Annotated in this window: 28 protein-coding genes and 2 pseudogenes; 23 read left to right on the plus strand and 7 right to left on the minus strand. The window is 33.1% G+C overall.

Features of this window, described 5'->3' with window-relative positions:
- Window positions 1–45: 45 nt before the first annotated feature.
- From ACFQZ1_RS02130 to ACFQZ1_RS02230, 21 genes and pseudogenes are all read left to right on the plus strand, one after another.
- A complete protein-coding gene (locus ACFQZ1_RS02130; protein ID WP_377880443.1) occupies window positions 46–1053 on the plus strand; it encodes a LytTR family transcriptional regulator DNA-binding domain-containing protein in 1008 nt (335 codons plus the stop codon).
- 226 nt (window positions 1054–1279) lie between these two features.
- Window positions 1280–2122, plus strand: coding sequence for an ABC transporter ATP-binding protein (locus ACFQZ1_RS02135; protein ID WP_377880444.1), 843 nt, complete (start codon window positions 1280–1282; stop codon window positions 2120–2122).
- Window positions 2122–2829: an ABC transporter permease gene (locus ACFQZ1_RS02140; RefSeq protein WP_377880445.1), complete on the plus strand. Its 708-nt coding sequence runs from the start codon at window positions 2122–2124 to the stop codon at window positions 2827–2829. The genes ACFQZ1_RS02135 and ACFQZ1_RS02140 overlap by 1 nt, the downstream gene beginning before the upstream one ends.
- A 163-nt stretch (window positions 2830–2992) precedes the next feature.
- Entirely contained in the window at window positions 2993–3961 is a 969-nt protein-coding gene (gene spoIIQ / locus ACFQZ1_RS02145; RefSeq protein WP_377880446.1) for a stage II sporulation protein SpoIIQ, read from the plus strand.
- Between the two features lie 616 nt (window positions 3962–4577).
- Window positions 4578–4850: a sporulation transcriptional regulator SpoIIID gene (gene spoIIID / locus ACFQZ1_RS02150; protein ID WP_377880447.1), complete on the plus strand. Its 273-nt coding sequence runs from the start codon at window positions 4578–4580 to the stop codon at window positions 4848–4850.
- 159 nt (window positions 4851–5009) lie between these two features.
- Window positions 5010–6011, plus strand: a complete 1002-nt coding sequence (mreB, locus tag ACFQZ1_RS02155) for a rod shape-determining protein (protein WP_377880448.1) — start codon at window positions 5010–5012, stop codon at window positions 6009–6011.
- A gap of 446 nt (window positions 6012–6457) precedes the next feature.
- Complete coding sequence (gene fabZ / locus ACFQZ1_RS02160; protein ID WP_035430592.1) at window positions 6458–6892, plus strand: 3-hydroxyacyl-ACP dehydratase FabZ; 435 nt, start codon at window positions 6458–6460, stop codon at window positions 6890–6892.
- A gap of 659 nt (window positions 6893–7551) precedes the next feature.
- Window positions 7552–8292 (plus strand): YveK family protein, encoded by a 741-nt coding sequence (locus ACFQZ1_RS02165; RefSeq protein WP_377880449.1) that lies wholly within the window; start codon window positions 7552–7554, stop codon window positions 8290–8292.
- On the plus strand, window positions 8282–8986 hold the full coding sequence (locus tag ACFQZ1_RS02170; RefSeq protein WP_377880450.1) for a CpsD/CapB family tyrosine-protein kinase: 705 nt from the start codon (window positions 8282–8284) through the stop codon (window positions 8984–8986). Before ACFQZ1_RS02165 ends, ACFQZ1_RS02170 begins: the two co-directional genes overlap by 11 nt.
- 76 nt (window positions 8987–9062) lie before the next feature.
- Window positions 9063–9830 (plus strand): tyrosine-protein phosphatase, encoded by a 768-nt coding sequence (locus ACFQZ1_RS02175; protein WP_377880452.1) that lies wholly within the window; start codon window positions 9063–9065, stop codon window positions 9828–9830.
- A 248-nt stretch (window positions 9831–10078) separates the two neighbouring features.
- Window positions 10079–10960, plus strand: coding sequence for a UTP--glucose-1-phosphate uridylyltransferase GalU (galU, locus tag ACFQZ1_RS02180; protein WP_377880454.1), 882 nt, complete (start codon window positions 10079–10081; stop codon window positions 10958–10960).
- Between the two features lie 19 nt (window positions 10961–10979).
- Window positions 10980–11666 (plus strand): sugar transferase, encoded by a 687-nt coding sequence (locus ACFQZ1_RS02185; RefSeq protein WP_377880455.1) that lies wholly within the window; start codon window positions 10980–10982, stop codon window positions 11664–11666.
- A 28-nt stretch (window positions 11667–11694) separates the two neighbouring features.
- Window positions 11695–13020, plus strand: coding sequence for a UDP-glucose dehydrogenase family protein (locus tag ACFQZ1_RS02190; protein WP_377880456.1), 1326 nt, complete (start codon window positions 11695–11697; stop codon window positions 13018–13020).
- A gap of 173 nt (window positions 13021–13193) precedes the next feature.
- Window positions 13194–14417 (plus strand): glycosyltransferase, encoded by a 1224-nt coding sequence (locus ACFQZ1_RS02195; RefSeq protein ID WP_377880457.1) that lies wholly within the window; start codon window positions 13194–13196, stop codon window positions 14415–14417.
- 411 nt (window positions 14418–14828) lie between these two features.
- Window positions 14829–15614 carry an O-antigen ligase family protein gene (locus tag ACFQZ1_RS02200; protein ID WP_377880458.1) on the plus strand — a complete coding sequence of 262 codons (786 nt, stop codon included), beginning with the start codon at window positions 14829–14831 and terminating at the stop codon, window positions 15612–15614.
- A gap of 13 nt (window positions 15615–15627) precedes the next feature.
- The gene (locus ACFQZ1_RS02205; RefSeq protein ID WP_377880460.1) at window positions 15628–17076 is read left to right on the plus strand and encodes an oligosaccharide flippase family protein; all 1449 of its coding nucleotides are present in this window, start codon (window positions 15628–15630) and stop codon (window positions 17074–17076) included.
- A 218-nt stretch (window positions 17077–17294) separates the two neighbouring features.
- Window positions 17295–18200 (plus strand): glycosyltransferase family 2 protein, encoded by a 906-nt coding sequence (locus ACFQZ1_RS02210; RefSeq protein WP_377880461.1) that lies wholly within the window; start codon window positions 17295–17297, stop codon window positions 18198–18200.
- A gap of 8 nt (window positions 18201–18208) precedes the next feature.
- Window positions 18209–19198, plus strand: a complete 990-nt coding sequence (locus tag ACFQZ1_RS02215; protein ID WP_377880462.1) for a glycosyltransferase family 2 protein — start codon at window positions 18209–18211, stop codon at window positions 19196–19198.
- A 42-nt stretch (window positions 19199–19240) separates the two neighbouring features.
- A complete protein-coding gene (pssD, locus tag ACFQZ1_RS02220; RefSeq protein WP_377880463.1) occupies window positions 19241–19702 on the plus strand; it encodes a PssD/Cps14F family polysaccharide biosynthesis glycosyltransferase in 462 nt (153 codons plus the stop codon).
- Window positions 19699–20175, plus strand: a complete 477-nt coding sequence (gene pssE / locus ACFQZ1_RS02225; protein ID WP_377880464.1) for a PssE/Cps14G family polysaccharide biosynthesis glycosyltransferase — start codon at window positions 19699–19701, stop codon at window positions 20173–20175. The genes pssD and pssE overlap by 4 nt, the downstream gene beginning before the upstream one ends.
- Before the next feature lie 492 nt (window positions 20176–20667).
- Window positions 20668–20769 (plus strand): annotated as a pseudogene (locus ACFQZ1_RS02230) (excalibur calcium-binding domain-containing protein); the annotation flags it as partial.
- Between the two features lie 39 nt (window positions 20770–20808).
- Here ACFQZ1_RS02230 and ACFQZ1_RS02235 read toward each other — a convergent pair.
- The 7 genes and pseudogenes from ACFQZ1_RS02235 to ACFQZ1_RS02265 all read right to left on the minus strand — a co-directional run bounded on the left by ACFQZ1_RS02235 (window position 20809) and on the right by ACFQZ1_RS02265 (window position 24927).
- A complete protein-coding gene (locus ACFQZ1_RS02235) occupies window positions 20809–21435 on the minus strand; it encodes a M15 family metallopeptidase (RefSeq protein WP_377880465.1) in 627 nt (208 codons plus the stop codon).
- On the minus strand, window positions 21435–21638 hold the full coding sequence (locus ACFQZ1_RS02240) for a hypothetical protein (RefSeq protein WP_377880466.1): 204 nt from the start codon (window positions 21636–21638) through the stop codon (window positions 21435–21437). The genes ACFQZ1_RS02235 and ACFQZ1_RS02240 overlap by 1 nt, the downstream gene beginning before the upstream one ends.
- Before the next feature lie 9 nt (window positions 21639–21647).
- Window positions 21648–21893: a hemolysin XhlA family protein gene (locus tag ACFQZ1_RS02245; RefSeq protein WP_377880467.1), complete on the minus strand. Its 246-nt coding sequence runs from the start codon at window positions 21891–21893 to the stop codon at window positions 21648–21650.
- Window positions 21894–21991: 98 nt separating this feature from the next.
- Window positions 21992–22132, minus strand: a complete 141-nt coding sequence (locus ACFQZ1_RS02250; RefSeq protein ID WP_377880468.1) for a hypothetical protein — start codon at window positions 22130–22132, stop codon at window positions 21992–21994.
- Between the two features lie 195 nt (window positions 22133–22327).
- The gene (locus ACFQZ1_RS02255) at window positions 22328–22936 is read right to left on the minus strand and encodes a serine O-acetyltransferase (protein ID WP_377880469.1); all 609 of its coding nucleotides are present in this window, start codon (window positions 22934–22936) and stop codon (window positions 22328–22330) included.
- 442 nt (window positions 22937–23378) lie between these two features.
- Window positions 23379–23750 (minus strand): annotated as a pseudogene (locus ACFQZ1_RS02260) (tyrosine-type recombinase/integrase); the annotation flags it as partial.
- A gap of 109 nt (window positions 23751–23859) precedes the next feature.
- Complete coding sequence (locus ACFQZ1_RS02265) at window positions 23860–24927, minus strand: endo-1,4-beta-xylanase (protein ID WP_377880470.1); 1068 nt, start codon at window positions 24925–24927, stop codon at window positions 23860–23862.
- Between the two features lie 140 nt (window positions 24928–25067).
- On the opposite strand from ACFQZ1_RS02265, the gene ACFQZ1_RS02270 reads away from it, so the two are divergent.
- Both ACFQZ1_RS02270 and ACFQZ1_RS02275 read left to right on the plus strand, forming a co-directional pair.
- Window positions 25068–25400, plus strand: a complete 333-nt coding sequence (locus ACFQZ1_RS02270) for a hypothetical protein (protein ID WP_377880471.1) — start codon at window positions 25068–25070, stop codon at window positions 25398–25400.
- Between the two features lie 100 nt (window positions 25401–25500).
- Complete coding sequence (locus ACFQZ1_RS02275) at window positions 25501–26037, plus strand: serine O-acetyltransferase (protein WP_377880486.1); 537 nt, start codon at window positions 25501–25503, stop codon at window positions 26035–26037.
- Window positions 26038–26176 lie beyond the last annotated feature (139 nt).

The raw sequence follows: 26176 nt of genomic DNA on the forward strand, positions 1-26176 counted from the left end.
AACCCCTGATATAATGGAGTAAAAAACCAACATAGGGGTGAGAGGATGGCGTTATTAGAGCTGAACCAATTAGCAAAGACAAATGTGTTGCCATCTATTCAGTTAGAAATTGAAAAGGGGCAGTGTGTTGTATTGCAATGCAATAATCATATCGGCAAAACGCTGCACCGGATTATTATGGGAGTGGAAGAAGCATCGACCGGGACTGTGTTATTTGATGGGAAGCCGCTTGGGAAACATTCTTTTTCTCGGATTGGTTTCTGTTTTTTAGCAGATGAAGCGTACGAACGATTAACGGTAAAAGATTATTTTATTTTCTTGCGAGGGTTATATGGTAATGGATTATCAGTAGATGAAGTTGTTCAGCTGATTGGCCTTTTAGATAAGAAAGAAGTAAAGATAAGGGAGTTAACCTTTTCCGAAAAACGTCGTCTTCATATTGGCAGGAGTATTTTACATAATCCAGAGCTTGTTATTTTGGAAGAGCCGGAACAAAACGTAGATATTGAAAGTACAATTATTATTCGGAATGTCATTACAAAGGTAAAAGAGCAAGGGAAAGCCATTTTTATTACTTCCGCATTTCTTTCAGATGCCTTATCTTTAACGGAAGATGTGTATGTACTGTACCAAGATGGCGTGAAAAAAGTTGAAATTGAGCAAGAAGAAAGGATAGAAGCGGAAGAAGAGAAGGTTATCGAAATGATTCCGCAAATGAAACTAGAGCGCATACCCGCTAAAGTAAACGATAAAATCATTTTATTGGATCCGATGGAAATTCAATTCATTGAAACGCAAAATGGCACAACACATATTCATGTGCGTGATGGTGATTTTATTTGTGCGCTTACATTAAGTGAATTAGAAGAACGCTTAAAAGGATTTGGATTCTTCCGTTGTCATCGCTCTTACCTCGTGAACTTACAACGTGTACGCGAAGTCATTACGTGGACACGAAACAGTTACAGTTTAATCCTTGATGATGAGCGAAAAACCTCTATTCCGCTTTCAAAAGGAAGAATGGATGAATTGAAGGGTGTAATTGGATTGTAAATGGTATGTATCGTCATTGTTCCATTCAACCCTATATTTGCTCCGATCGTCCGTATGCTGTTCCGGCGGACTGAAACTATGCTCCATTCACCGGTAAAAATACTCCTTTTACCGGTATTTTAATGCGTCCCCTTTTTGCTTTTCATATGATGAGATTAATAAGAAAACGAAAAGCGGAAGCGGCTAGGGCATATGGCTCCTGACGCAGAGCAAAGGGGATGATGAAATGACGTTGGCAATTGAAATGAAAGATGTGATGAAAACATTCGATAGTAAAACAGCACTTCGCAATGTAAATATTGAAGTAAAGACAGGGGAAATCTTTGGGTTCCTTGGACCGAGTGGATCGGGGAAAACAACCACTGTGAAAATCTTAACTGCACAGTTGCTTCATAGTGTAGGAAAGGTGAGAGTACTAGGTCAAGATATTACAGGGCCAGGCAGCATTGATTATAAACGAATTGGTATTTTAACAGATAATAGCGGTTTATATGAAAGACTTAGTATTTATGATAACTTACTATTATTTTGTGACTTATACGATTGTGAAAAAGAACGAATCGATGAAGTATTAGCACAAGTGAACTTGCTAGATGATAAAAAGACACAAGTGAAAAAGCTCTCAAAAGGAATGAAGCAGCGCGTGACGCTAGCGCGTGCCATTTTGCATAAACCGGATATTCTGTTCTTAGATGAACCAACATCAGCGCTTGATCCGGTGAATGTACAAAATATTCATAACATATTAAGAGATTTAAATAAAGAAGGGACGACAATCTTCTTAACGACTCACAATATGGATGAAGCAGAAACACTTTGCGATCGTATTGCGTTCTTATGCGGTGGAGAAATTGTAGCGCTGGATACACCGGAAAATTTAAGACTTCAATATGCGAAAGATAAAATTGAAGTTGTGTTAAAAGATAAACGAAAAGAAACGGTGCAAAAAGATGAACTCGGAGCAAAACGAATTTCGGAGTGGATGAAAAATGGTGAATTGTTATCGATTCATTCTTACGAGCCGACGTTAGGGGATATTTTTATTGAAGTAACTGGGAGGGGATTATAATGACGTTTTCAATGAAGAGGTTTTCAGCTATTGTTCGGAAGGAAATGTATGACGGAGGGAAAAATTCACAAGTTGTAATTATGGCGTTGCTGCCAATTGTACTTGCCATATTTTATAGTAACATCGAAGGGAATAAAGAGTTTTTTGCAGGCTTTACGATTGCGATGACCCTCACTATGGTAGGGAGTTTTGTGCAAGCGATTATCATTGCTGAAGAAAAAGAAAAACATACATTACGTGTATTGATGTTATCTCCGGCAAATCCATTGGAAGTTCTTTTAGGGAAAAGTGTATTAACAATTTTCTTTGTAATTGTATCCAGCTTCGTTAGCTTACTCATTTTCGGGACTTTAAAAGGAAACATTGGAATGCTAATTGTTATTCTCCTCGTGGGCACATTGTTATGTATTATATTAGGTACAATTGTTGGGCTATTGTCACAAAATATGGCACAGACGTCTATTGTAGGGATGCCGATTTTCTTATTGTTTACACTGGGGCCAATGCTGCAAGAGATTGTGAAAAATGAAGTTGTAAAAAAAGCAGTGGGTTTTCTTCCAACAAGTCATATTATGGAAGGCATGAAAAAAGTAATACAGGGAAAAGGTTTCTCCACAATTCAAGAACATCTGTTTAATAATGCGATTTGGATAGCGCTTCTGATTGTAGTTTGCTTCTTCGTCTACAAAAAGAAACAACTAGACTAAAAAACTGAGCATTTTGGCTCAGTTTTTTCTTTTTTTTTATCATTTCCTCGGAAATTTTGTAATTCGGATGCATATTTTTACAAATTTTGTCGAAAAGTAATCAGTTATAGATTGTATAGGATGGATGAATCTTGTTCAAAATGATTGCTGAGGTGATGATAGAATGAGAGAGAGGGAAAACAAGAAGTCTTCTCGAAAAGTAGTGCATTTATTTCAAAAGCGTTGGGTATTCCCGACACTATACATTGTTTGCGCAGCGGTAATTTTAACAGTTGCATTATGGTATCAGGCAGCTAATCCGAAAAAGACGCCTGAGAAAAATGAAGCAGCGCAAAACGTAAGTGAGATTCCTACAATGCCAGTTACAAAATCTTCGGAGTCCCTGAAGATGCCAGCTGCAAATGCAGCAGACGTTGTTGTAAAGAAGAAGTTTTACGAAGATAAAGCAGCAGCCGAGGAGCAAGAACAAGCACTTGTCTTTTATAACAACACATACTCTGCGAATACAGGAATTGATATTGCAGCAAAAAATGGAAAAGAGTTTGATGTCACAGCGGCATTAAGCGGTACAGTTACAAAAGCGGAAAAAGATCCACTTCTAGGCTATGTTGTAACGGTTGACAATGGTAATGGCGTTACAACGTTTTATCAAAGCTTAGGCAGTGTAAAAGTGGAAAAAGGTGCGAAAATCAATCAAGGTGAAATGTTAGGAAAAGCAGGACTAAGTGAAATGAATAAAGAGGCAGGCTATCATGTTCATTTTGAAGTTCGTAAAGATAACGTTGCAGTAAACCCGGAGCGTTACTTCGACAAGTCTGCTTCTGATATTAAAGTTGATAAGCAAGAAAAGCAAAAAGAAGAAAAATCAACAAATGGTTCAACTGACGAGAAACAACAAAAAGAAGAGAAATCAACAAATGGTTCAACTGACGAGAAACAACAAAAAGAAGAGAAATCAACAAATGGCTCGGCTGACGAGAAACAACAAAAAGAAGAAAAATCAACAAACGGCTCAGCTGACGACAAGAAAAAAGAAGAGAAATCAACAAACGGCTCAGCTGATGACAAGAAAAAAGACGAGAAGTCTACAGATAGCTCAGCAAATCAAGATGATAACTCTTCCGTTGAATAAGCAAGGTAACATACGAAACCATCAGTCCTCTATACGAGGATTGATGGTTTTATTTTTATATAAAAATAATTAATATATCTAAAAAAACCAGTAACAGCAAGGAAATTGGACAGAATTCTCGAATATATATTACTAAAAGGAGGGGATTACTTTACTATGTCATTACTGTTCGTTTTGTCCATTGCACTTATTTTATTGTTTGTTTTATCTTCATTATATTATTTAATTACAAGCAAAAGGAAAGTCCCCCGTCAAAACCTTTGGGAAGAACAAGTAGATCGAGAAGAATGACGCCTTTATTAGGCGTCATTTTTTTGTTGTCTTTTCATGAAATAAGACGCGAAATTTTCATTTTTCACACATTTCTCATGAAAAAATGTAATTTTTGTCAATGTAGTCCGCAAAAATACAGAACTTGTAGCATATAAATACAATGCGGGCAATAGAATGGTATAAACCAAAGCAAAGAGAGTGTTTGAGGTGAGAAATCGTGGATCATTATATTATAAATCCCAGGAAGTATAACGCTTACAAACAGCATTCGAACGTACAGCTTAGTCATATGCAGCGAGTCTCATTTCACCCTTCTCACATCCAATTTAGGGAGGCGAGTGGTGTGCACGATTACATCAAAGAGAGAACAATCAAGATTGGCAAGTATATCGTGGAGACAAGAAAAACAGTTCGTGTTATTGCGAAGGAATTTGGTGTATCCAAAAGTACTGTGCATAAAGATTTAACAGAACGCTTACCAGAAATTAATCCAGAGCTCGCAAATGAAGTGAAGGAAATTCTTGATTATCATAAGTCAATTCGTCACCTTCGCGGAGGCGAAGCAACGAAGCAAAAGTACCAAAAAGAGGATACAGAAAAAATCGTGCGTCGGTAATCTGACATTCGGCAAACATTCCTAATAAAAGGTGAAAAAATTTGAGTAAAATTCATTTCTTCAATATTACGTTTCTACAAAGAGTATGCTAAAATTAGAAATTAGGTGTAAAGTATTCGGGTTTAGCCTGATTTGTATATTGAGGAGGAAAACACAGGAATGTTTGCGAGAGATATCGGAATTGACCTTGGCACGGCCAACGTATTGATTCATGTAAAGGGTAAAGGGATTGTATTAAATGAACCGTCTGTTGTGGCAATTGACCGCAATACGGGAAAAGTATTAGCGGTAGGTGAAGAAGCACGACGCATGGTAGGGCGTACACCTGGAAACATTGTAGCGATTCGTCCGCTAAAAGATGGTGTAATTGCTGATTTCGAAATTACAGAAGCGATGTTAAAACATTTCATCAACAAACTCGACGTAAAAGGCTTCTTGTCAAAACCTCGCATTTTAATTTGCTGTCCAACAAACATCACATCTGTAGAACAAAAAGCTATTCGTGAAGCTGCTGAGAGATCTGGCGGTAAGAAAGTATACTTAGAAGAAGAACCAAAAGTAGCTGCTGTTGGTGCTGGGATGGAAATCTTCCAACCGAGCGGAAATATGGTTGTAGATATTGGCGGAGGTACAACGGATATTGCAGTACTTTCTATGGGCGATATCGTTACCTCCTCTTCCATTAAAATGGCGGGCGATAAGTTTGATATGGAGATTCTAAACTATATTAAGCGTAAGTATAAGCTATTAATTGGGGAACGTACAGCGGAAGATATTAAAATTAAAGTAGGTACAGTGTTCCCAGGTGCACGCAGTGAAGAACTTGAAATTCGCGGCCGTGACATGGTAACAGGTCTACCTCGCACAATTTCAGTATGCTCTGAAGAAATTACAGAGGCATTGAAAGAAAACGCAGCTGTTATTGTACAAGCTGCAAAAGGTGTATTAGAACGTACACCGCCTGAATTATCTGCTGATATTATCGACCGCGGCGTTATTTTAACGGGCGGCGGAGCATTACTGCACGGCATTGACATGCTTCTTGCAGAAGAATTAAAAGTACCTGTATTGATCGCGGAAAATCCAATGCACTGTGTAGCAGTTGGAACGGGTATCATGCTTGAGAACATCGACAAATTACCACGCCGCGCTTTACTATAAGTAAGAAAAAACGTTAGGTATATTGCCTAACGTTTTTTTATATTTATCTTTAAAAATATATGGTTTTTTTAAAGGTGTAGAAATATGAAGGAAAATAAAGAAAAATAAACCTTTATTAATATATTTTAGCAAATTTGCCGTTTTTCATATTAGAAATGGTTATATTATAATGAAGCCGAATACGACACATAAGGCAATATGCCTTCTGGCATATTGCCTTCCCCTAACTTGGGCATGCACTCTTTTCTACCTCAGTGTCAACTGTATTTATTTCTGTTATACAAAAGTTGGTAGAAAAGAAAGAGTGTATGCATTTTTTTGAAGTGATACGAAGCAGGAAAGGCTGCTTCGTTTTTTTAATAATGACAAATTATAAATAAAATGGGATAATAAAAAAATATATAACCAAGTACTAAGACTAATTTCTAAAAAAGGAGCGAGATAGTATGTTGAACATAGAACAAATTAAAGAAATTATCCCGCATCGTTACCCATTTCTACTTGTTGATCAAGTTCTTGAAGTAGAAGAAGGAAAACGTGCAGTCGGTATTAAAAACGTATCTGCAAATGAAGAATACTTTAACGGTCATTTTCCTGACTATGCGGTAATGCCGGGAGTATTAATCGTTGAGGCACTCGCACAAGTCGGAGCAATTGCTGTTTTAAAGAAAGAAGAAAACCGCGGTCGCCTTGCTTTCTTTGCTGGGATTGACAACTGCCGTTTTAAAAGACAAGTACGCCCAGGCGATCAGCTTCGCTTAGAAGTGGAAATGACGCGCGTACGCGGTCCGATTGGTAAAGGGAAAGCAGTCGCAACCGTAAACGGTGAGGTTGCTTGTGAAGCGGAAATTACGTTTGCGCTTGGAGATAAGAAGGAATAATTTTAAAAAGGACGCTCGGCAGAGTGTTCTTTTTACTCAGAAATTTCACTACATGTATATTTCTGAGTAAGAATAGTTTTTGCAGTAAAATCAGCTGTGTATAACATCTTAATACATTTTCTTAACAATACACAGAATAGACGGAAAATATAGAATAACCATATTGTAAAATAAATGGACTTTATGTATGATTTGTATATCTCATTTATTGTAAAGAATAATATTCTTATATGAGAAAGAAACATAAGTTTATTTTTTATATAAGCGATAAGACAACGCTTCTAGTAAATTGCTAGGAGGTGTTTTGAATGACAAAAAGCAACAAATGGATTAATACGGATACTATTAATAGAGAAAACCAATGAAAGAAAATTATAGGCTTTCTCTATCTATTGGGTGCTTCACAAGTAAAAGCTTTTTATTGGAAAAAAGGTTTTGTAGGAAATTTATGGCGAATGTTGTAAAATTTAATGATTTTATGTAAGATTATATGTGCTGGTCTTATTACAATGCCACAGAAAATTAACATGTCCATATTAAGATGACACAAAAAATTAACATTTTTACATTTAAATCTCACAAAAAATTAACATTTTTGTATTAAAATGGTATATTATCAGTGTGATTTTTTGTGTGTAAAATGAAAGTTGGAGGAAGTTATGGAAGAAACGATTAGTTTAAAAGAGTTATTTCACATTTTACGAAAACGCCTAGCAATGATCCTTTCAATTACATTTGGCGCTGCTATTATTAGTGCAGTAGTAAGTTTTTTCCTTATAACGCCAATCTATCAAACTTCTACACAAATTCTTGTTAACCAAAAGAAACAAGAAGGTGCAGCTATTCAGGCTGGTGAAGTTCAAACAAATATCCAATTAACAAATACATATAAGGTAATTATTAAAAGTCCAATTATTTTGGATCAAGTAAAAGAAAAGCTAAATTTAGACATGACAACACAAGCTTTAACACAGGAGATTGATGTTGCAAATGAGAAAGACTCTCAAGTTATTTCGATAACTGTTAAAGAGAAAGATCCAAAGTTAGCGCGTGATATTGCAAACACAACAGCAGAAGTATTTAAAGGTGAAGTTGCAAAGATTATGAACGCAGATAACGTAACTGTTCTTTCGAAAGCAGAAATAGTCAAACATCAATCACCAATTAAACCACGTCCGACAATAAACATTGCAATTGCGTTTGTTGTTGGATTCATAGCTTCTATCGGTCTTGCGTTCTTACTAGAATACTTAGACAACACAGTGAAAAAAGAAGAAGATATTGAAGCATTACTTGGTTTACCTGTATTAGGGATTGTAGCGCATATGGATGAAGAAGAAGGGTCTAGAAAACATGCAGCATCAGCGCAGAGAGTAGGGGGACATACAATTGGCTCTTAAAGGTTTATTCAAGAAAAATAACAATCATCGTCAACGTCGTCAATTAATCGCATATGACCAGCCGAAGTCTCCGGTAGCAGAACAATTTCGTAACATTCGTACAAATATTGAATTTACGGCGATAGATACGAATATTCATTCTTTAATAGTAACATCTCCAAATCAAGGCGAAGGAAAAACAACAACAATAGGGAACCTCGCTGTTGTCTTTGCTCAGCAAGGAAAGAGAGTGTTACTTGTCGATGCAGACTTACGGAAACCAGCAATGCACCAAATGTTCCAAGTCAATAATATTTTTGGTTTAACAAACATTTTGACACATGGTGAAAAACTTGAAAAATGTGTGCAAACAACAAATGTTGAAAATCTATATTTTCTTCCGTGCGGACCGATTCCGCCAAATCCAGCAGAGCTGCTCGGTTCTAAGGCTATGAGAGAATTTCTCGGACAAGTTTACAACATGTATGATTTAGTCATCTTTGACTTACCGCCTATTTTGCCAGTATCAGATGCACAAATTATGGCAAATCAATGTGACGCATCTCTGCTTGTTGTACGTAGTGCGTACACGGAAAAAGAAGCAGCATTAAAAGCAAAAAAATTACTAGAAGCAGCAAAAGGTAAATTATTAGGTGTTGTTCTGAACGATCGTGAACGTGAGCAAAGCTTATATTACTATTACGGCACAGATTGAAGAGAAGAGGTGTGTGTGGAATACGCACACCTGGCTATTTCCTATTAAACCTATATGTATAGAAAGGATGGAAAATGTGATTGACCTGCATTGTCATATTTTACCCGGTGTTGATGACGGGGCACAAACAATAACAGATAGCATAGCAATGGCTAAAGCAGCAGTAGTAGAAGGAATACATACAATTGTAGCAACTCCTCACCATCAAAATGGAAGATATCTCAATGAGCGTACGCATATTCTTCATCGGGTAAAACAATTAAATGTCTTATTGAAAGAAGAAAATATAAATTTGACGGTTTTACCAGGTCAAGAAGTTCGATTATATGGCCAAATGCTACAAGACTACGAAGATAATAAAATCGTCACATTAAACGAAACAAGCACATATATATTCATAGAATTCTCGTCTAGTCATATACCACGCTATGCAGAAGAAGTGCTGTATGAATTACGAGTAAAGGGATTAATCCCAATCATTGTTCACCCAGAGCGCAACGCAGAGTTAATCGAGCATCCTGATAAGCTATACAATTTTGTCAGCAAAGGAGCACTTACTCAAGTAACAGCAGGAAGCTTACTTGGTAACTTCGGCAAAAAAATTAAAAAATTCTCACTTGAGCTTATCGAACATAATTTAACACATATGATTGCATCTGATGCACATAACACAACAACACGCGGATTTCATTTACAAGCTGGTTATGATGTTATTGAAAAAGAATTTGGTACTAGCATGTTTATGGATTTTAAAGAAAATCCATATCTACTCATAAGCGGAAAAAGTGTTTATAAAGAAGATCCAGAACAAATTCGTCGTAAGAAATTATTCGGTATCTTTTAATACGTATATGGTAATGTCTCCTAACCGTTATCAATGGAGGCACTCGGCCTTGCTGTGGGTAGAACTATATTTTACCTACCTTAGACGCGTGTCGTCAGGAGCATGGTGTGAGGATGGGTTAGATGCCCAAAACTATTCTAAAAACTCTAGTTATAGGTGGTGCTTAAGGACACTATAGCTAGTCGGTTTCATATTTCCTTATATTTATATATATAACTATAATTAAAAAATATTTAGGGGGACTAACAATGAAACAAGTAAAAAAGGCAATTATTCCAGCAGCTGGTCTTGGAACACGATTTTTACCAGCCACAAAGGCAATGCCAAAGGAAATGTTACCGATTGTCGACAAACCGACAATTCAGTACATCGTAGAAGAAGCAATCGAATCAGGAATTGAAGATATTATTATCGTAACGGGAAAAGGAAAACGTGCTATTGAAGATCACTTCGATCATTCCTTTGAACTAGAACAAAACTTATTAGAAAAAGGGAAGTATGACATGCTTGAGAAAGTACAAGCGTCTTCCAAAATTAACATTCACTACATAAGACAAAAAGAACCAAAAGGATTAGGACACGCAGTATGGTGCGCACGCAAATTTATCGGAAACGAACCATTTGCAGTATTACTTGGAGATGACATTGTCCAAGCAGAAACACCGTGCTTACGTCAATTAATGAACGAATATGAAGCAACAAAAGCTTCTGTCATCGGTGTGCAAACAGTACCAGAAAACGAAACACATCGCTACGGCATTATCGATCCAATTCAGCAAAATGGTCGCCGTTACCAAGTGCGTAACTTCGTAGAAAAACCAGCACAAGGAACAGCACCATCAAGCTTAGCGATTATGGGTCGTTACGTTTTAACACCAGAAATCTTCATGTTCCTTGAGGATCAGCAAACAGGTGCGGGTGGAGAAATTCAATTAACAGATGCAATTCAGCGCTTAAATGAAATTCAACGAGTGTTTGCCTATGATTTTGAAGGAACACGTTACGATGTTGGGGAGAAGTTTGGGTTTATTAAGACAACGATTGAAATGGCACTTCAGCATGAGGAATTACGAGATGAATTGATGAAATATATGAATGAATTGGTACAGAAAGAAAGTGTATATGTATAAAAAGTGAGGTGGGAGAACATTGAACTTGGTAAAACTATCAAGTGGAAATGCAGTGAGAGAAAATAATAGAAAGCTAATTTTGAAAGATGTGAATAGTCGCAGAGGGTATTTAGTAGCTAAGCGTTGCATCGATTTTATAGGAGCATTATGTGGCCTTATTTTATTGTCTCCTATCTTTTTAATTATAGCCTTACTTATTAAATATGAAGATTCAAAAGGCCCTGTATTTTTTAAACAAATTCGTGTTGGCAAAGATGGAAAAGAGTTTTATATGTATAAATTTCGCTCTATGGTTACAGATGCGGAAGAGCGATTACAGGATTTATTGAAACATAATGAAGTATCAGGTGCAATGTTTAAAATGAAAGAAGATCCTCGTGTTACGAAGATTGGAAGATTTATTCGTAAAACGAGTATTGATGAACTGCCACAGTTATTAAATGTATTAAAAGGTGATATGAGTCTTGTAGGACCAAGGCCACCACTGCCGAGAGAAGTAAAAGAGTATACAACTTATGATAAACAGAGATTACTTGTTACACCGGGGTGTACGGGTTTATGGCAAGTGACGGAAAGAAATAGCGTTGGTTTTCAAGAAATGGTTGAGTTAGATTTAGAGTATATAAGTAAACGCGGATTAATATATGATTTGAAAATTATATTTAAAACGATTCAAGTTATGATTAAATCTAATGATGCATCTTAATACAATTAAAATAAAGGAGTTCAGAAGGATGAAAATATTAGTAGTTGGTACAGGATATGTAGGACTTGTAACGGGTGTATCACTTTCCGAAATTGGTCATAGTGTTACTTGTCTAGATATAAATGAAGAAAAAGTAAATCGATTACGACAAGGAATCTCTCCGATTTATGAACCCGGAATTGAAGATTTGATAAAGAAAAATTTAAGTAGTGGAACGTTATCCTTTGAAGTTGCCGATGAAAATGTGTATAGAGAAGCTGATATTATATATATTGCAGTTGGTACACCTGAGTTGGAAGATGGTTCAGCTAATTTAACATATATTTATCAAGTTTGTGAGGATATTGCTAATTCTATTACAAAAGATGTTACGGTTGTTGTAAAGAGTACGGTACCAGTGGGAACAAATCATAAGGTTAAGGCGTATATTGAAGAATGTTTACAAGGGAAGGACTTGAATATAGAAATTGTATCTAATCCAGAATTCTTACGAGAAGGTTCAGCTATCTATGATGTGTTTCACGGTGATCGAATTGTAATTGGTGCGGATAATAAAGAAGCAGGGGATTTAATTGAAGAGATTAATAAACCATTTGGATTATCAATTTATCGTACAACTATTTGTAGTGCAGAAATGATTAAATATGCATCAAATGCGTTTCTTGCTACAAAAATTTCGTTTATAAATGAAATTTCCAATATTTGCGAAAAAGTTAATGCGGATGTAGAAGAAGTAGCATTAGGTATGGGACTAGATAGTCGTGTGGGTAATCAGTTTTTACGAGCGGGCATCGGATATGGCGGATCTTGTTTTCCAAAAGATACAAAAGCATTAAAGAAAATTGCTGATAATGTAGAATATGATTTTAGCTTATTAAGTGCAGTTATTAAATTTAATAATAGACAACAACGTAAGCTATTGGAACAGGCTGTAGTTGATTTTGGTTCTTTAAATCAAAAAAATATTGGTGTGTTGGGGTTATCCTTTAAACCAAATACTGATGATATCCGTGAATCAGCTTCACTAGTCATTGTGCCAGAGCTTATAAAGATGGGAGCGAATGTAAAAGTTTATGATCCTGTTGCAATGGAAAATGCTAAACGAGAATTACCCAATGAGGTAATGTATTGTGAAAATGCAATTGAAACAATTGAAGACACAGATTTAGTATTTATTTTAACAGAGTGGGATGAAATTAAAGAATTACCTTTAGCTACATTTATAGAAAAAATGAGCACTGCTAATGTATATGATGGTAGAAATTGTTATAGTTTGGAAGAAGTAGAGGGCATGAAGGTAAATTATTGCTCAATTGGACGTAAAAGAATACTTCATCAAAAGGTATTAGCATAATTTAAAGTATACCTCCTTTATTGTTGTAATAATCGAATAATAAAGGAGGTATTTATTATTTAATTGCTAGAATAACTCAAAAAAGTAATTGCATAGCAATCTCTTAAAAGATTGCTATGCAATTACTTTTTTTAAGTTAAAAAATTTCATATGTGTATGGGGTGTATAAAGATTTGGAGAAATTAAATAAGATTTTTTTTATAGTTGATATGAAGGAAGAGCAAAAAACGGGTCTATTTAATGCTACTTATAATAGAATAAATAGTTTGACGAGACACATCGATAATTATGAGATATATTCTTTAAGAGAATATGATGGGAAGATATTATCTTTATTGAAGAAGATGTTTAATAAAAAAGTAAAAGTAAAACTAAAAGAAGATTACATATATAGGGGGTGTAAAATAAAATATTTTTACATGAAAAATACTATATTAAAAACTATATTTAGAAAAATGGGGATATATTATCCAATATTTACGGCACTAAAGATGAAGAAATTAGTACAAGGACATCAGTTAATAAATGCACATTGGGGGCATCCTCAAGGTTCAGTAGCTCACATTGTGTCTAAATTATTAAAAATCCCCTACACTATAACGTATCATGGTAGTGATGTTCATTCTATACCATTCGAAAATAGAGTTTTTTCAAAAAATATTAAGAGAAACCTTAAGAATTCAGATTTAAATATTTTTGTTAGTGAGAATTTAAAAGAAGTAAGCATCAAACGTCTTAATAATCCGAATAAGAATAATGTAGTTATTCCTAATGGAATTGACCTTAACATTTATTATGAATTACCGCCAAATGAAATACTTCAAATGAAAAATAAATTAGAATTGAAAGAGAGAGTAGTAGGTTTTGTAGGGAATTTATATGAAGTAAAAAGAGCAGATAAACTACCAGAGATTTTTAAACAGATTCAAATGTCATGCCAGTTTAACGTAGAATTCATAGTTATAGGTGATGGGGAATTTAAAAAATATATCGAGAAAAAATGTAAAGAATATGAGCTTAATGTATTATTTATGGGGAAATTGGAGCCAAAAGAAGTTAATAAATTTATGAATATAATGGATATACTAATTATACCAAGTAGAAGAGAAGCTTTTGGGTTAGTTATTTTAGAAGCGCATGCATGTGGCACTATAGTAATAGGAAGTGATGCTGGTGGAATACCAGAAGTAATGGGGAATGATGATTTTATTGTTAAAGACGGTAAAGATTTTGAGAAACACCTAGCTCAAAAAGTAGAGTACTATTTAGAAAATGACTATGATAAGAACCAGTTAATGAAAAGAGTGAAATCAACATATGATTTAAATATAATTGCAGAGAAAGAGTATGTTAGTTTGCAAAAAGTCTTAAATAAATCAAGAAAATATAATAGGTAGGATTTTGTGATGAATAATATAATTTTATATAGTTTATTTTTCTTTTCATTTTTCTTTATTATAGGTAGTAAATTCGAAAATATTAATATATACGCATCTAGTATAATTTGTTTTATTTATATTCTTTATACCTTTTTAAACATAATAAAGACAAAATCTATAAGAATTAATATAACTAAACGGGAACTAATTTTAGTGTTTTTTCTTGTAATATATATAATTTATACTCTAGTACTTGGATTATATGTCGGAGTAGAAAATAGATCCATATACAAAGTGTTATTTAATAGTTTATATATGGTTACTTTTATACTTATACTTATAAATTCTGTATGGGATTATAATTTTTCTTCTAAATTTGCAAAGATGTTTGGATACTCTTTGATAATTATGGGTTTAATGGGGATATTAATGTATATATTAAAAATTTATGCAATAAGAATTTCTTTCACTCCCCCCTTTCTACATTTTTATGATGCAGGTAAAATGCTAGACTATTTTGGAGAAATTAGATTTCAGTCAATATTCTCTCATAAGACTAAATATGCATACTATTGTTTAATTGGTATTTTTATACTAAGGATTAATACTTGTTTAAGTAAGAAAATAAGAGTTTTAGGTATTTTGATACTAACTATTAATATTGTTCTTACTAATTCTATTATGTCACTAATTGCGACTATTATATTGCTAGTGTCTTTTATCAATTTCAAAAAAATTAATAAATACTTTAGGCATATTATCTTTTGTATAGCTGTTGTCGCTATAATTGTATCTGGAATAATGGTTTATAATTATACGTCTGATGTTAGGGATTTGGGTAGCTGGGGTTCAAGAAAAATTATTTGGGAGAGTGCTATAGAGTTCTTTAAGGGGCATCCTATAGGTGTTATAGATAATTGGTATTTTTATAGATTAGATAATCATTTTCAAGGGGCGCATAATGTCTTTTTAGATGAGCTTCTAGATTATGGAATTGTAGGAGGAGGATTATTTCTTATCATTTATTTTGGTATTTTCTATAACCTATTCAAGATTGATAAGAGAACATTAGGTCTATTTTTAGCTACTACAATTTTATTTATGGTTGATAATCTATTGTACTACGATATAGTACCGGTCTTTTGGTTATCCTACTTGGTAATAAAAATAATTTCACAGAATAATAATAGGCTATCAGGTATAGGAAATAGATAGAAGGAGCTTAATTGTGTCTAAAAATAATTTACTTAAGAAATTTATAGAGTATGCTTTAGGGAGTGGAATAGTCCTTTTGTTGGGATTTATTTCTGCACCTTTAAATACTCGGTTATTTACTCCAGAAGAGTATGGGAGATTTTCAATGTTTCTCATGTATGCCAATATAATTAATATAATTATATTGATGGGTCTTGATCAATCCTTTGTTAGATACTTTTATATAGAAAAGGGTAACCAAACACGTTTATTATATCGTTCGCTTAAGATTCCTTTTTTAGTATGTTCACTGGTTACAATTGTGACTATTATTTTTAATAAACAAATTTCAATGAGTTTATTTGGAACCTATAATAGCCAATTGGTGATTTTATTTACAATTAATAATTTTGCTATGCTGTTAAATAGATTTTCCCTTTTAGTTATAAGGATGCAACAAAAGGGAAGACTGTATTCTACAGTGCAGGTTGGCCAAAAGTTGTCAAATATTATTGCCATACTACTGCTATTTATTCCACTTAATAGTAGTTTTCTTACATTAATATATGCGTTTGTTTTTTCAAATATTATAGCAAGTATTGTTGCTATAATACTTGAAAAAGAGTTATGGGAAATTAGTAAACAAAAAGTGAAGAGTAAGAGACTGAATACATCAACAAAAGAATTGTTGCAATTTGGAATACCCTTAGTATTTACCCTTTTAATTACTTGGCTATTTCAGTCAGCAGATAGACTATTTATTCAACATTATCGTGGTTATACAGAGCTTGGTCTATTTTCAGCAGCCTTTTCCATAATAGCGTTATTAAATGCTGTTCAAGGGGCTTTTACTACCTTTTGGGTTCCTGTTGCTTATGAACGTTATGAAAAAGATAATAATAGCCAGGATTTTTTTAAAAAAGTTACATCTATTGTAGCTTTTTTTATGTTCTTCATAGGTATAATGATTATCTTTTTTAAAGATATGATTATTTTTATTTTGGGAGAGAACTTTAGAGCAGCAAGTAATATTATGCCTTTTCTAGTGTTTATGCCGTTAATGTATACTATTTCAGAAACTACAGTTTTAGGAATTAACTTCAAAAAGAAATCCTATTACCATATAACTATCGCTCTTCTTTCTGCTGGTGTAAATGTTATTGGGAATTTTTTGTTAGTACCTAAATTAGGTGCGACAGGTGCAGCGCTTTCTACAGGAGTAGCATATATATTTTTCTTTAGTATAAGAACATTTATATCAACTAGGTTGTATCAAGTAAATTTTGATTTGAAAAGAATCTATTTGATGACAGCGTGTTTACTAGTCTTCACTTTTTATGCAACTTTTAATTCTTTTGATCTATATTACTTTCTTATAGGTGTATTAAATATTGGAATGCTAGTAGTTCTCTATAGAAATGATATTTTGAATTTAATTAGTCTCAAATCAATTAAAACAGAAGAGAAAAATAAAATAGTTTAAATAAATTAATGCTACAAGTAGTAGGAGGGCCACTATGAATATTAAAAATATAATTTAAAAAATTTTTAGAAGGAAAGGCTACGTAGAACTTTTGGTTGAAAGAGGATTAACTGTAGGAAAAAATTTTAATAAGTTAAGTGAGTAATACAGGCTAATTGATATAATGGATAAATTTAATTTATTATATGGCCATTTATTATTTGCGGGAGGTATGTCTCTTGAACAATGATAAATATTTAGTTAGTGTAGTTATACCAACATATAATAGAAGTTCTTTAATTAAACGTACAATAGATAGTGTTTTGAATCAAACATATACAAATTTTGAGTTAATAATAGTAGATGACGCTTCTACAGATAATACAGAGGAGATTATTAAGGAATATAATGATTTAAGGATAAAGTATATTAAGCTTAGTGAAAATTCAAGTGGAACAAAACCGAGAAATGTTGGTATCCAAGAAAGTAAAGGGGAATATATTGCTCTGTTAGATTCAGATGATGAATGGTTACCGACTAAATTAGAAAAACAGTTAAAATTTATACAGCAATTTAATGATGATAGAGTAGTTTGTTTTACGGATTTAGTATTAACAGGTGGAAAAAAGGTTGGTTATTTTGCTAATAGGGATATCGATGAAGGGGAAAATATCCTAGAATACATATTATTGGAAAAGAATTGGGTCCAAACTAGTAGCTATATGTTTTCTAGTAGTATTGGAAAAGAAACTTTATTTGATCCAGGATTGAAAAAACATCAAGATTGGGATTTTTGTTTGAGGTTAAGTAGGAATGGTGCAAAGTTTGTAAGGATTCCAGAGTACTTAACAATATATTACATGGATGAAAGGAGTGGAAGAATAGGAAATAATAATAAATATCTTCAATCGTTAGACTGGATAGAAAGTGTTAAAGATAGTATTTCTGAAAAGGTAAAATATGCATTTTTAGTTCGAGTAGTTACAAAGCCATTAATATTTGATCATCAAAGAAAGAAAGCTTTATCAATTTATATGCAAGCATGGAGACATAATGTAATAAATATTAGTGCTTTTTGTAAAGGGGTTATTAAATGCATAACTCCCTTAGTTGTATATAGAAATATTATAAAATTAAAAAGTTAGGTGATTATGTGAGTTTACAATCAAATGAAAATAACATTCTGTTATCTATTATCGTACCAATTTATAATGTAGAGAGATATCTTGAAGAGTGCATAGTGTCATTGATAAAACAAAAGGTGGAAAATATAGAAATCATTCTTATTGATGACGGGTCTACAGATGATAGTAGATCTATAATGGAAAAATATAGAGTTATGGATAGTCGAATTAAATGCATTTATAAGGAAAATGAGGGATTGGGTCCAACTAGAAATGTTGGTACACAAATAGCAAAAGGTGAATATATTATGTATTTGGATTCAGATGACTATATTCAATCCAATTCACTAGTTCTTTTAATTGAAGAAATACAAAATGATAAAAAAGATATTATTATTTTTAATGGCGAGGGTTTTTATGATGAAAGTCGTAAGGTCTGCCAAAAAAAATACTTTTTAGTTAAGCCTACTGTAAATAAATATAAAAATAGTTTAAAAAAATATTGTTTACTAGATCTCCATCAAGCGTGTTTAAAAGTACAGTCTAAAAAGTTCATAGAGAAATATGATTTATATTTTCCAAATGAAAATACTTATGGAGAAGATGTGTCATTTTGGCTTAATTGCATTGGAAAAACCGAATCTATAAAATATGTAGACTTGAATGTATATAGACGTAGATATCGGGAAGGGTCTATAATGACTAATCCAGGGAGAAATGCACGAGATCGCTTGCTAACTTATAAAGATTTGATTAATATCTCAGATGATGATGTAGTTTTAAATTTTGTCCGGAACTATTTCTTTAAGTGGTGGGGAAGAGGTATAAAAAGTAAACAATATGAAAATGAAATAGAGTCTATTGTGAATGAAATGGAGTTTCAAGAGTTTATTTATGATAAAGGAAAATGGGTTCATAAAATAAAATTTCATATTTGGAAAACCAAAAGTAAACTATTAATAGATTTATTTACATATGCCAATATTGGTTTGAGAAGATTCGTATTATTATTTTTATAGTTAAATTAAAGTGGATATAAATAAAAAATGGAGGGTTATCCATTGCAAAAAATATGTTTTATTAGCTCAACCGGGGGACACTTAACACAGTTGAATAATATAATGAAATCCTTTGACTCATCAAGTATAAATGTGATTACTGAAAAAAATCAAACGACACTTTCGTTACAAGAGAAATATAATGTTTTGTATTTAATCCAACAGGAGAGGAAAAACATTTTCTTTCCATTTATATTTATGGCCAATGTTATCCTTTCTCTGTGGTATGTATGGAAGGTTAAACCTCAGTATATTATCTCTACCGGAGCCGGGGCAGTTATTCCTTTTTGTATTTTTGGGAAAATTTTTGGAAGTAAACTTATTTTTATTGAAAGCTTTGCCAAAGTGCAAACCCCTACCATAACGGGAAGAGTCTTATACCGTTTTGCAGATAAATTTTATGTACAATGGGAAGAACTTCTTTCAGTGTATGAGAAAGCGGAATTTAAGGGGAGATTATATTGATTTTTATAACAGTCGGAACACAAAAATTTCAATTTGATAGACTTTTAAAAGAGGTAGATGGACTGTGTGCAAGTGGGATAATTCAAGAAGAAGTTGTTGCCCAAGTAGGATATTCAACATATATACCTGCAAACTTCCAAGCACATAAGTTACTTAAGCCTGAACAAATGGAAACATACATTAATAAGGCCTCTTTACTTATTACTCATGGGGGAACTAGCAGTATTTTTAATGCTTTAAAGAAACAAAAAAAAGTAATAGCAGTCCCACGTTTAAGTGAATTTCATGAACACGTAGATAATCACCAAATCGAAATTTGTGATGTTTTAGATAAAAAAGGGTATGTTAGTGTAGTTTGGGACATGAAAAAATTAGGTACAGCAATTAGTAGTATTCATCATCAGACTTTCAATACCTATAGTTTTTCAAAAAATGAATTAGTAAAGGATATTAAGGAATTTATTAATAATTAAAATACATAGTGTGTTATATAGAAATAGCAAAAAGGTAGATGATATTTCTAAAATATAACATTGGTTTAAGAAGATCTAATTTAGGTAGTATAAGACACTATTATATAACAGAGAAGCTGTATATATTATAGTTCTTTGATATACTTAAATTATCAAGAAAAAGTAATTTTTTTAAATCCAACTACTCTTACAGTAGTTGGGTTTATTTGTGTATGCTTTTATACTTATTTAATATGATCTATTGTGAAACTATTAATAGGTTAGCTGAGTAGTAATAATGAAAGATATAGAAAAAATTAATAATTATTTTGCGGTATCCTAATTTCATGTTGTTAAAATTTAGTAAAGGGCAATATGGAAGGTAAGATATGAAGTAAACAAGAGGAAGCAAAACGACAAGAAGAGGCTAAAAAGCAACAAGAACAAGCTTCGCAACAAACACAATCTCAACCAGAACAAAACACTCAAACTAATTATAACTTTAAAAGTTGTAAAGAAGCAAAGGCTGCTGGATTCTCAAATATTAAAATAGGTGACCCAGCGTACTTACCTAAACTAGATCGTGATGGCGATGGAATTGCTTGTGATAAATAAACAAAAACCCCGATTCTACGAAGGAGCCAGTTTTTTTGTTTATTTATCAAATCTGACGTATTCACCTGATACCCATTGGTTTCCGCCGACATTGTACCAACCATCTTTATATCCCCATGATCGATACTTTTCACCTTGATACACCTTTTTCACAACATCATAATTTGTTCCTGGGCCAGTGCGTAAGTTAACACGATTACCTTCAATATATGCGATACCTTCACCACCATTTGAAGAAGGAGGGGAATCTGGTACATCTTGAGCTCCACTTCCATTGAATGTATCTGTTCCATACCCTTTATGATTCCATTGTAAATGAGGTGAGTCAACAAATTCTTTCCAGTCTCCTCCCCATTCAAATCCAATATTTTTAGCATAACGGATTACTGAAGCCCATGGCTCTTTCCAGTACTCCTCCCAATCCTCTGTACCATTAGAATTGATAGGCACAAAGTCTAATGCTTGTCCCACTAAATGATAAGAGCGCATCGTTTGTGATGCACCTTTCGCTACGTTCTTGCGTTGCTGCTCAATTGTACGAATCGTTTCATAGATTAACATTTCGATGCCATTATCGATGCAATATTGATACCACTTGAATGCTGCAACCTTCGTATGATCAGCCAATTTATTTAAATTGTTTATATTTCGAGTATGATATTTCATTATTCAGCATCTCCTTTAATTTCTTCATGATCAGTCCAAATACCTAAAGCGATACCAAACATATATACAGCCTGTCGAACCTTTTCTAAGTTACCTTCAGATCCAGTTACACCAAAAACTTGTAAGAGCAATCCAACGTATGAAAAAAGTGCAACCCATGTGCGCCGGTTATGAAATCCTTTTTTGATATTTTCTTTGTTCATAATACTTCCCTACTTTCCTGCGAATTCGAAAAGTGCCATAATAGCGCCTGTAATCACTGCACCAATTACTGTCGTACCAAGCCAAAATCCTATTTTGTCTAATCGATCTAGACGTAGATGAGCGCTCTTTGCAGACTGCTGTACTTCGATTGCAATTTCTCTTACGTTACCAAGCGCATCGATTTTTGTTTCCACTCTAGTTAACCCCACAAGTCCCTCTTTCATATCATCATGCTTCATCACTGGTTCAGCCATATTGCACCTCCTTTCAAAATAAAAAGAGAGACTAATTGTCCCTCTTTGTTATACAAGCCGTATTTTATAAAATTGTGCAAATATCAAATTTGCTACTATCAAAAATTAATCAACCAATCCTTATGATGATGAATTTGTACTAACAATATCTTTACCCAACCCAAAAATGATATCCATAGAATGATGGAAAATAAGCTACCCCATAATAACCCTACAAAAAAGTTACCATCTTTCTTCATATTGCCTCTCCTATTATTTTCACAAGTAATACAGCGTATAATATCTTGCTGTTGTGTATTAGCGATGTATTACTTGTGAAGTTTTAAAGATATATAAGACATAAATTTGTTCAAAATAAAAAAAGAGTAGTCGGGGGCACTCTTTTTTTATCAATGCCGTATTTTATTAATAAATACTCATTGCACACTATGAATCTATTCTGCTTTAGCTATATTATCAGGTGTATTTTTTTCAACTTCCAGATAATATTCCCCATCTTTATTCTTAATCGATTTTCTACCAGACCCAACATTAGAAACCTTCCTTGCTGGAGCGCCTACTACAGTAATATTTGGTTCGTCAATTGATCTAGATACCACAGAATTCGCACCAATTCTTACTCCATCAGCTATTCGTACATTACTCAGTATCTTTACACCCGGACCTATAAATACATGGTCTCCTATTACAACATCAGCTGCAATATTTGTAGAACATTGTATTTGACAATATTTTCCTATTTTACAAGTCTTATTCACTATTATTGTCCCATGATGAAATAAAGTAAGACCTTCATCAAAAACGTTTGGCGGTATGGAGAATTGGGTCTTTATACTTAATCTGTGTAATTTAAATTGATAATAAGCTTTCATAAGTTTACTAAATAAACCAGTTTTACAGTTTTGAATGTACTCAATCTTTCTCATTGTTCTAGTGTATTTTAATCTCTCATCCATAAAAGGTAAAGGTTTTTTTCTTTTAATATAAGTTGCTAATCTGTCAGCCTCCATGTATCTAATGTAATCTTCCTTACTTTTAATCAAACATTTCTCCTCCAATATAACGAAAATATGATATGGTTCTTTATGGATATAATACCATAAAATATTAATGAAAAATGCTTTAAGATGATCCTTGTTAAATTTCAAACAGTGTTACCTATAGCATCCATCCAGTACCAATATAAGTTATAATTTTGTTTATTGATGTGTCACAATAAGGGCCACCTGTTTTAACTAATGTTCCACTAGGTCTTTGTGTGGTTGTACCTCTTTTACGAGGTCTCATTTCTGCATAAGAACAAGACCCAATTGGATAGCCAAAATCTGTGTAGTTACTTCTTAGGACGTTGATATCAATTCTAGGGTCTATGGTGCAATTGAACAGGTTACAGTTTTGGTACATGCCCTGAGATGTTCCGCCAAACGGTAATACTTCATATACTGTTTTGAATTTCCTATCAAGAATAGGGGAACCATTTGGAAGCACTGGATTTTTCGGAAGACCCTTCACCCTAGATCCAACATTAAACTCATAATCGTAATCATCATCAGCACAAAGTTCCAACGCTGCCCGCAATGCACTCATAAGACCGTTCACACGCGCATTAGACATATTCATTTCTTGGAAGATAATACACAAGTTGCGGATATTTTTCCTCGTTAGATCAACAAGGCCTTTATTTTCAAAATGCTTATAAATGAGATACAAAATAATTCGTAAATCCCATTGGTATTGTTGCAGAGTACTTTTTGCTTTTCCTTGCGCTTTTTTCTCAATCAGAAAGTCATTCACCAAACTTTTATTGGTCGGACTGACATGTTTCTCGTAAATAGCATGGTCTACAATTCGTTTCACAGCAATCACCTCATTTCAAAATAAAAAGAGGAGCAGCTGCCCCTCTTAACTTATAAATCTATTCAAAGCCGTATTTTATTCAAAAGTTAATAATTTCTTGAATCCTTTTTCATTTATAAAGCACCTCTTGAAGTGCTTTATACGCTGGTTTTGGTTTATAAATCTCATCAAAAATAAGTGGTTGTTCATCTTTAGATATAGAATTTCGAACCCATGTAAATTTATCTGTAAATCCCCACATTACAAACCCAGTACAATTTTTATTGGAAAGACAAACATTTAATGAATCTTTATACATATCTGCCTGCTTTTTTAATTTTTTCGTTTCTGCTTCTTCATTGCCTTGGATTTGGACATCCATCTCAGTAATTTGTACTTGTAAACCTATATTAGCTAGACGCTCAATATTTTTAGAAACATCTTCATACCTTATAGGTTTATTAATGTTATTGTGCATTTGGAATCCTATACCGTTAACGGGAACCCCACGTTCCTTAAATTCCTTAAACAATCGATATATAGATTCTGACTTCGCATTTAACCCTTCATTTCTATTATCATTATAGAATAAGAGAGCATTAGGATCAGCTTCATGTGCCCAACGAAAAGCAAGCTCTATATATTCTGGGCCAATCTTTCTTAACCAAAGATTATCACGCAATGTTCCATCATCATTAAAAGCTTCATTTACAACATCCCATGCATATATTTTCCCTCTATATTGACCTACTACAGTTTGAATATGATTTTTAAGAATTTGTATGAATTGATCTCTTGAAAAGTTACTCTTCGTTAACCAATCTGGCAAATCATAGTACCAAACTAATGTATGTCCTCTTACTTTTTGATTATTCTCCATCGCAAAATCTATTAAACGATTAGAGTTTGTAAAATCATACCTGTCGATTTGGGGATGAACACTCGCAAACTTTAGTTCATTTTCTAGAGTTAATACATTAAATTCTTTTTTTAAGGTATCTCTATATTGCTTATCTTTCAGGAACGCGGAAGTATTTACAGCTGTACCAATTTCCATATTTTGTTTTTCAGCCAATTCGCGTAGTGATTTATCACTTGTATTTATACTTGGAATGAGAATAAAGCAAAATACTGATAATAAGATCGCAAATAACAAGGCCTTTTTTCGTTCCCGAATTAAAATTTTTATAAGTTCCATTCTTTCTCCCTCTAACATATGTTTAGTCAAATACCCCATAATTAATAAGTATAGAATAATATGTTGTTAAAAAGAAAGGATTATAGGAACAATTATGCTGTTTAAAATGATATTTAAGTATTATATCATTTAATAAGTTGATGCTAAAAATCCATAAATTTTATCAGTTAAAAGCTGGTTTCCGGTATCGTTCGGATGTAATCTCTCTGCTAAATAATGTGGAAGCGTGGGAGGAACAAATTGACCCAAGTAAGGATTACAAACTAAAACGCTATGATTCAACAGGGGCTAGTTTTGACAATCCTATAAATGTTGTAAACTCAACTGAAGCTGTTAAAATTTTAGGAACTTGGGGTAAACCATTTTATTTAGGTACTTATGCTTTATGGGTTAGTTCAAGTGGTAAATCAATGATTAAGAATGGGGCACCTTCAAGTGATACAGACGGAACCATTGTTGGAACACAATTATAATTGTTGCTTTTTATAACAATTTAATATTGAGAAATAATATGCCTACCAAAATATAGTATAATTAATTTAAAAGTTCCATTGGAGGTATATTTAGTTGATAATGTCAAAAGAAGATTATCAAAGATTCTTAGAAAAAGATAGAAAAGCATTAGAAATCACAAGAAAAAGACCGAAATTAATCGGTGATGACATTTGGAAATTTCAAAGGTTGATGCGTAAGTTAGAGTACATTAATAATTGTAAAGGAATAATGTACAAACCATATTTTTTCTACTTGAAGTACAAGTATAGAAATTTAAGTCATAAGTTAGGTTTTTCTATTCCGATTAATGTATTCGACGAAGGTTTAAGCATTGCGCATACAGGGACTATTGTAATAAATCCCAAAACAAAAATCGGTAAAAATTGCAGAATTCATGTGTGTGTAAACATTGGTGGTACTAAAGAAGATGTTCCGCAATTAGGAGATAATATTTATATTGCTCCGGGGGCAAAGTTATTCGGTGGGATAACGATAGCAGACGGAACAAAGATTGGCGCAAATTCCGTAGTAAACAAATCTTTCTTAGAACCTAACACAACAATAGTTGGCGTTCCTGCTAAAGTAGTAAGAAAAGAAAAATTAATTGCACAATAGTCTCCTATTGTGCGACAAGCAGCTTGAAAAAATACGAATTTGAATTAGTTTTATACATTAAGAGGGACGAATAACGTCTCTCTTTTTATTTTGAAATAGGAGATAATTAAGTGGATCGTATTGATGTATCAGTAAAAAC

Origin of the sequence: Bacillus sp. CGMCC 1.60114 (genome assembly GCF_042676365.1) — a bacterium.
Lineage (GTDB): Bacteria > Bacillota > Bacilli > Bacillales > Bacillaceae_G > Bacillus_A > Bacillus_A rhizoplanae_A.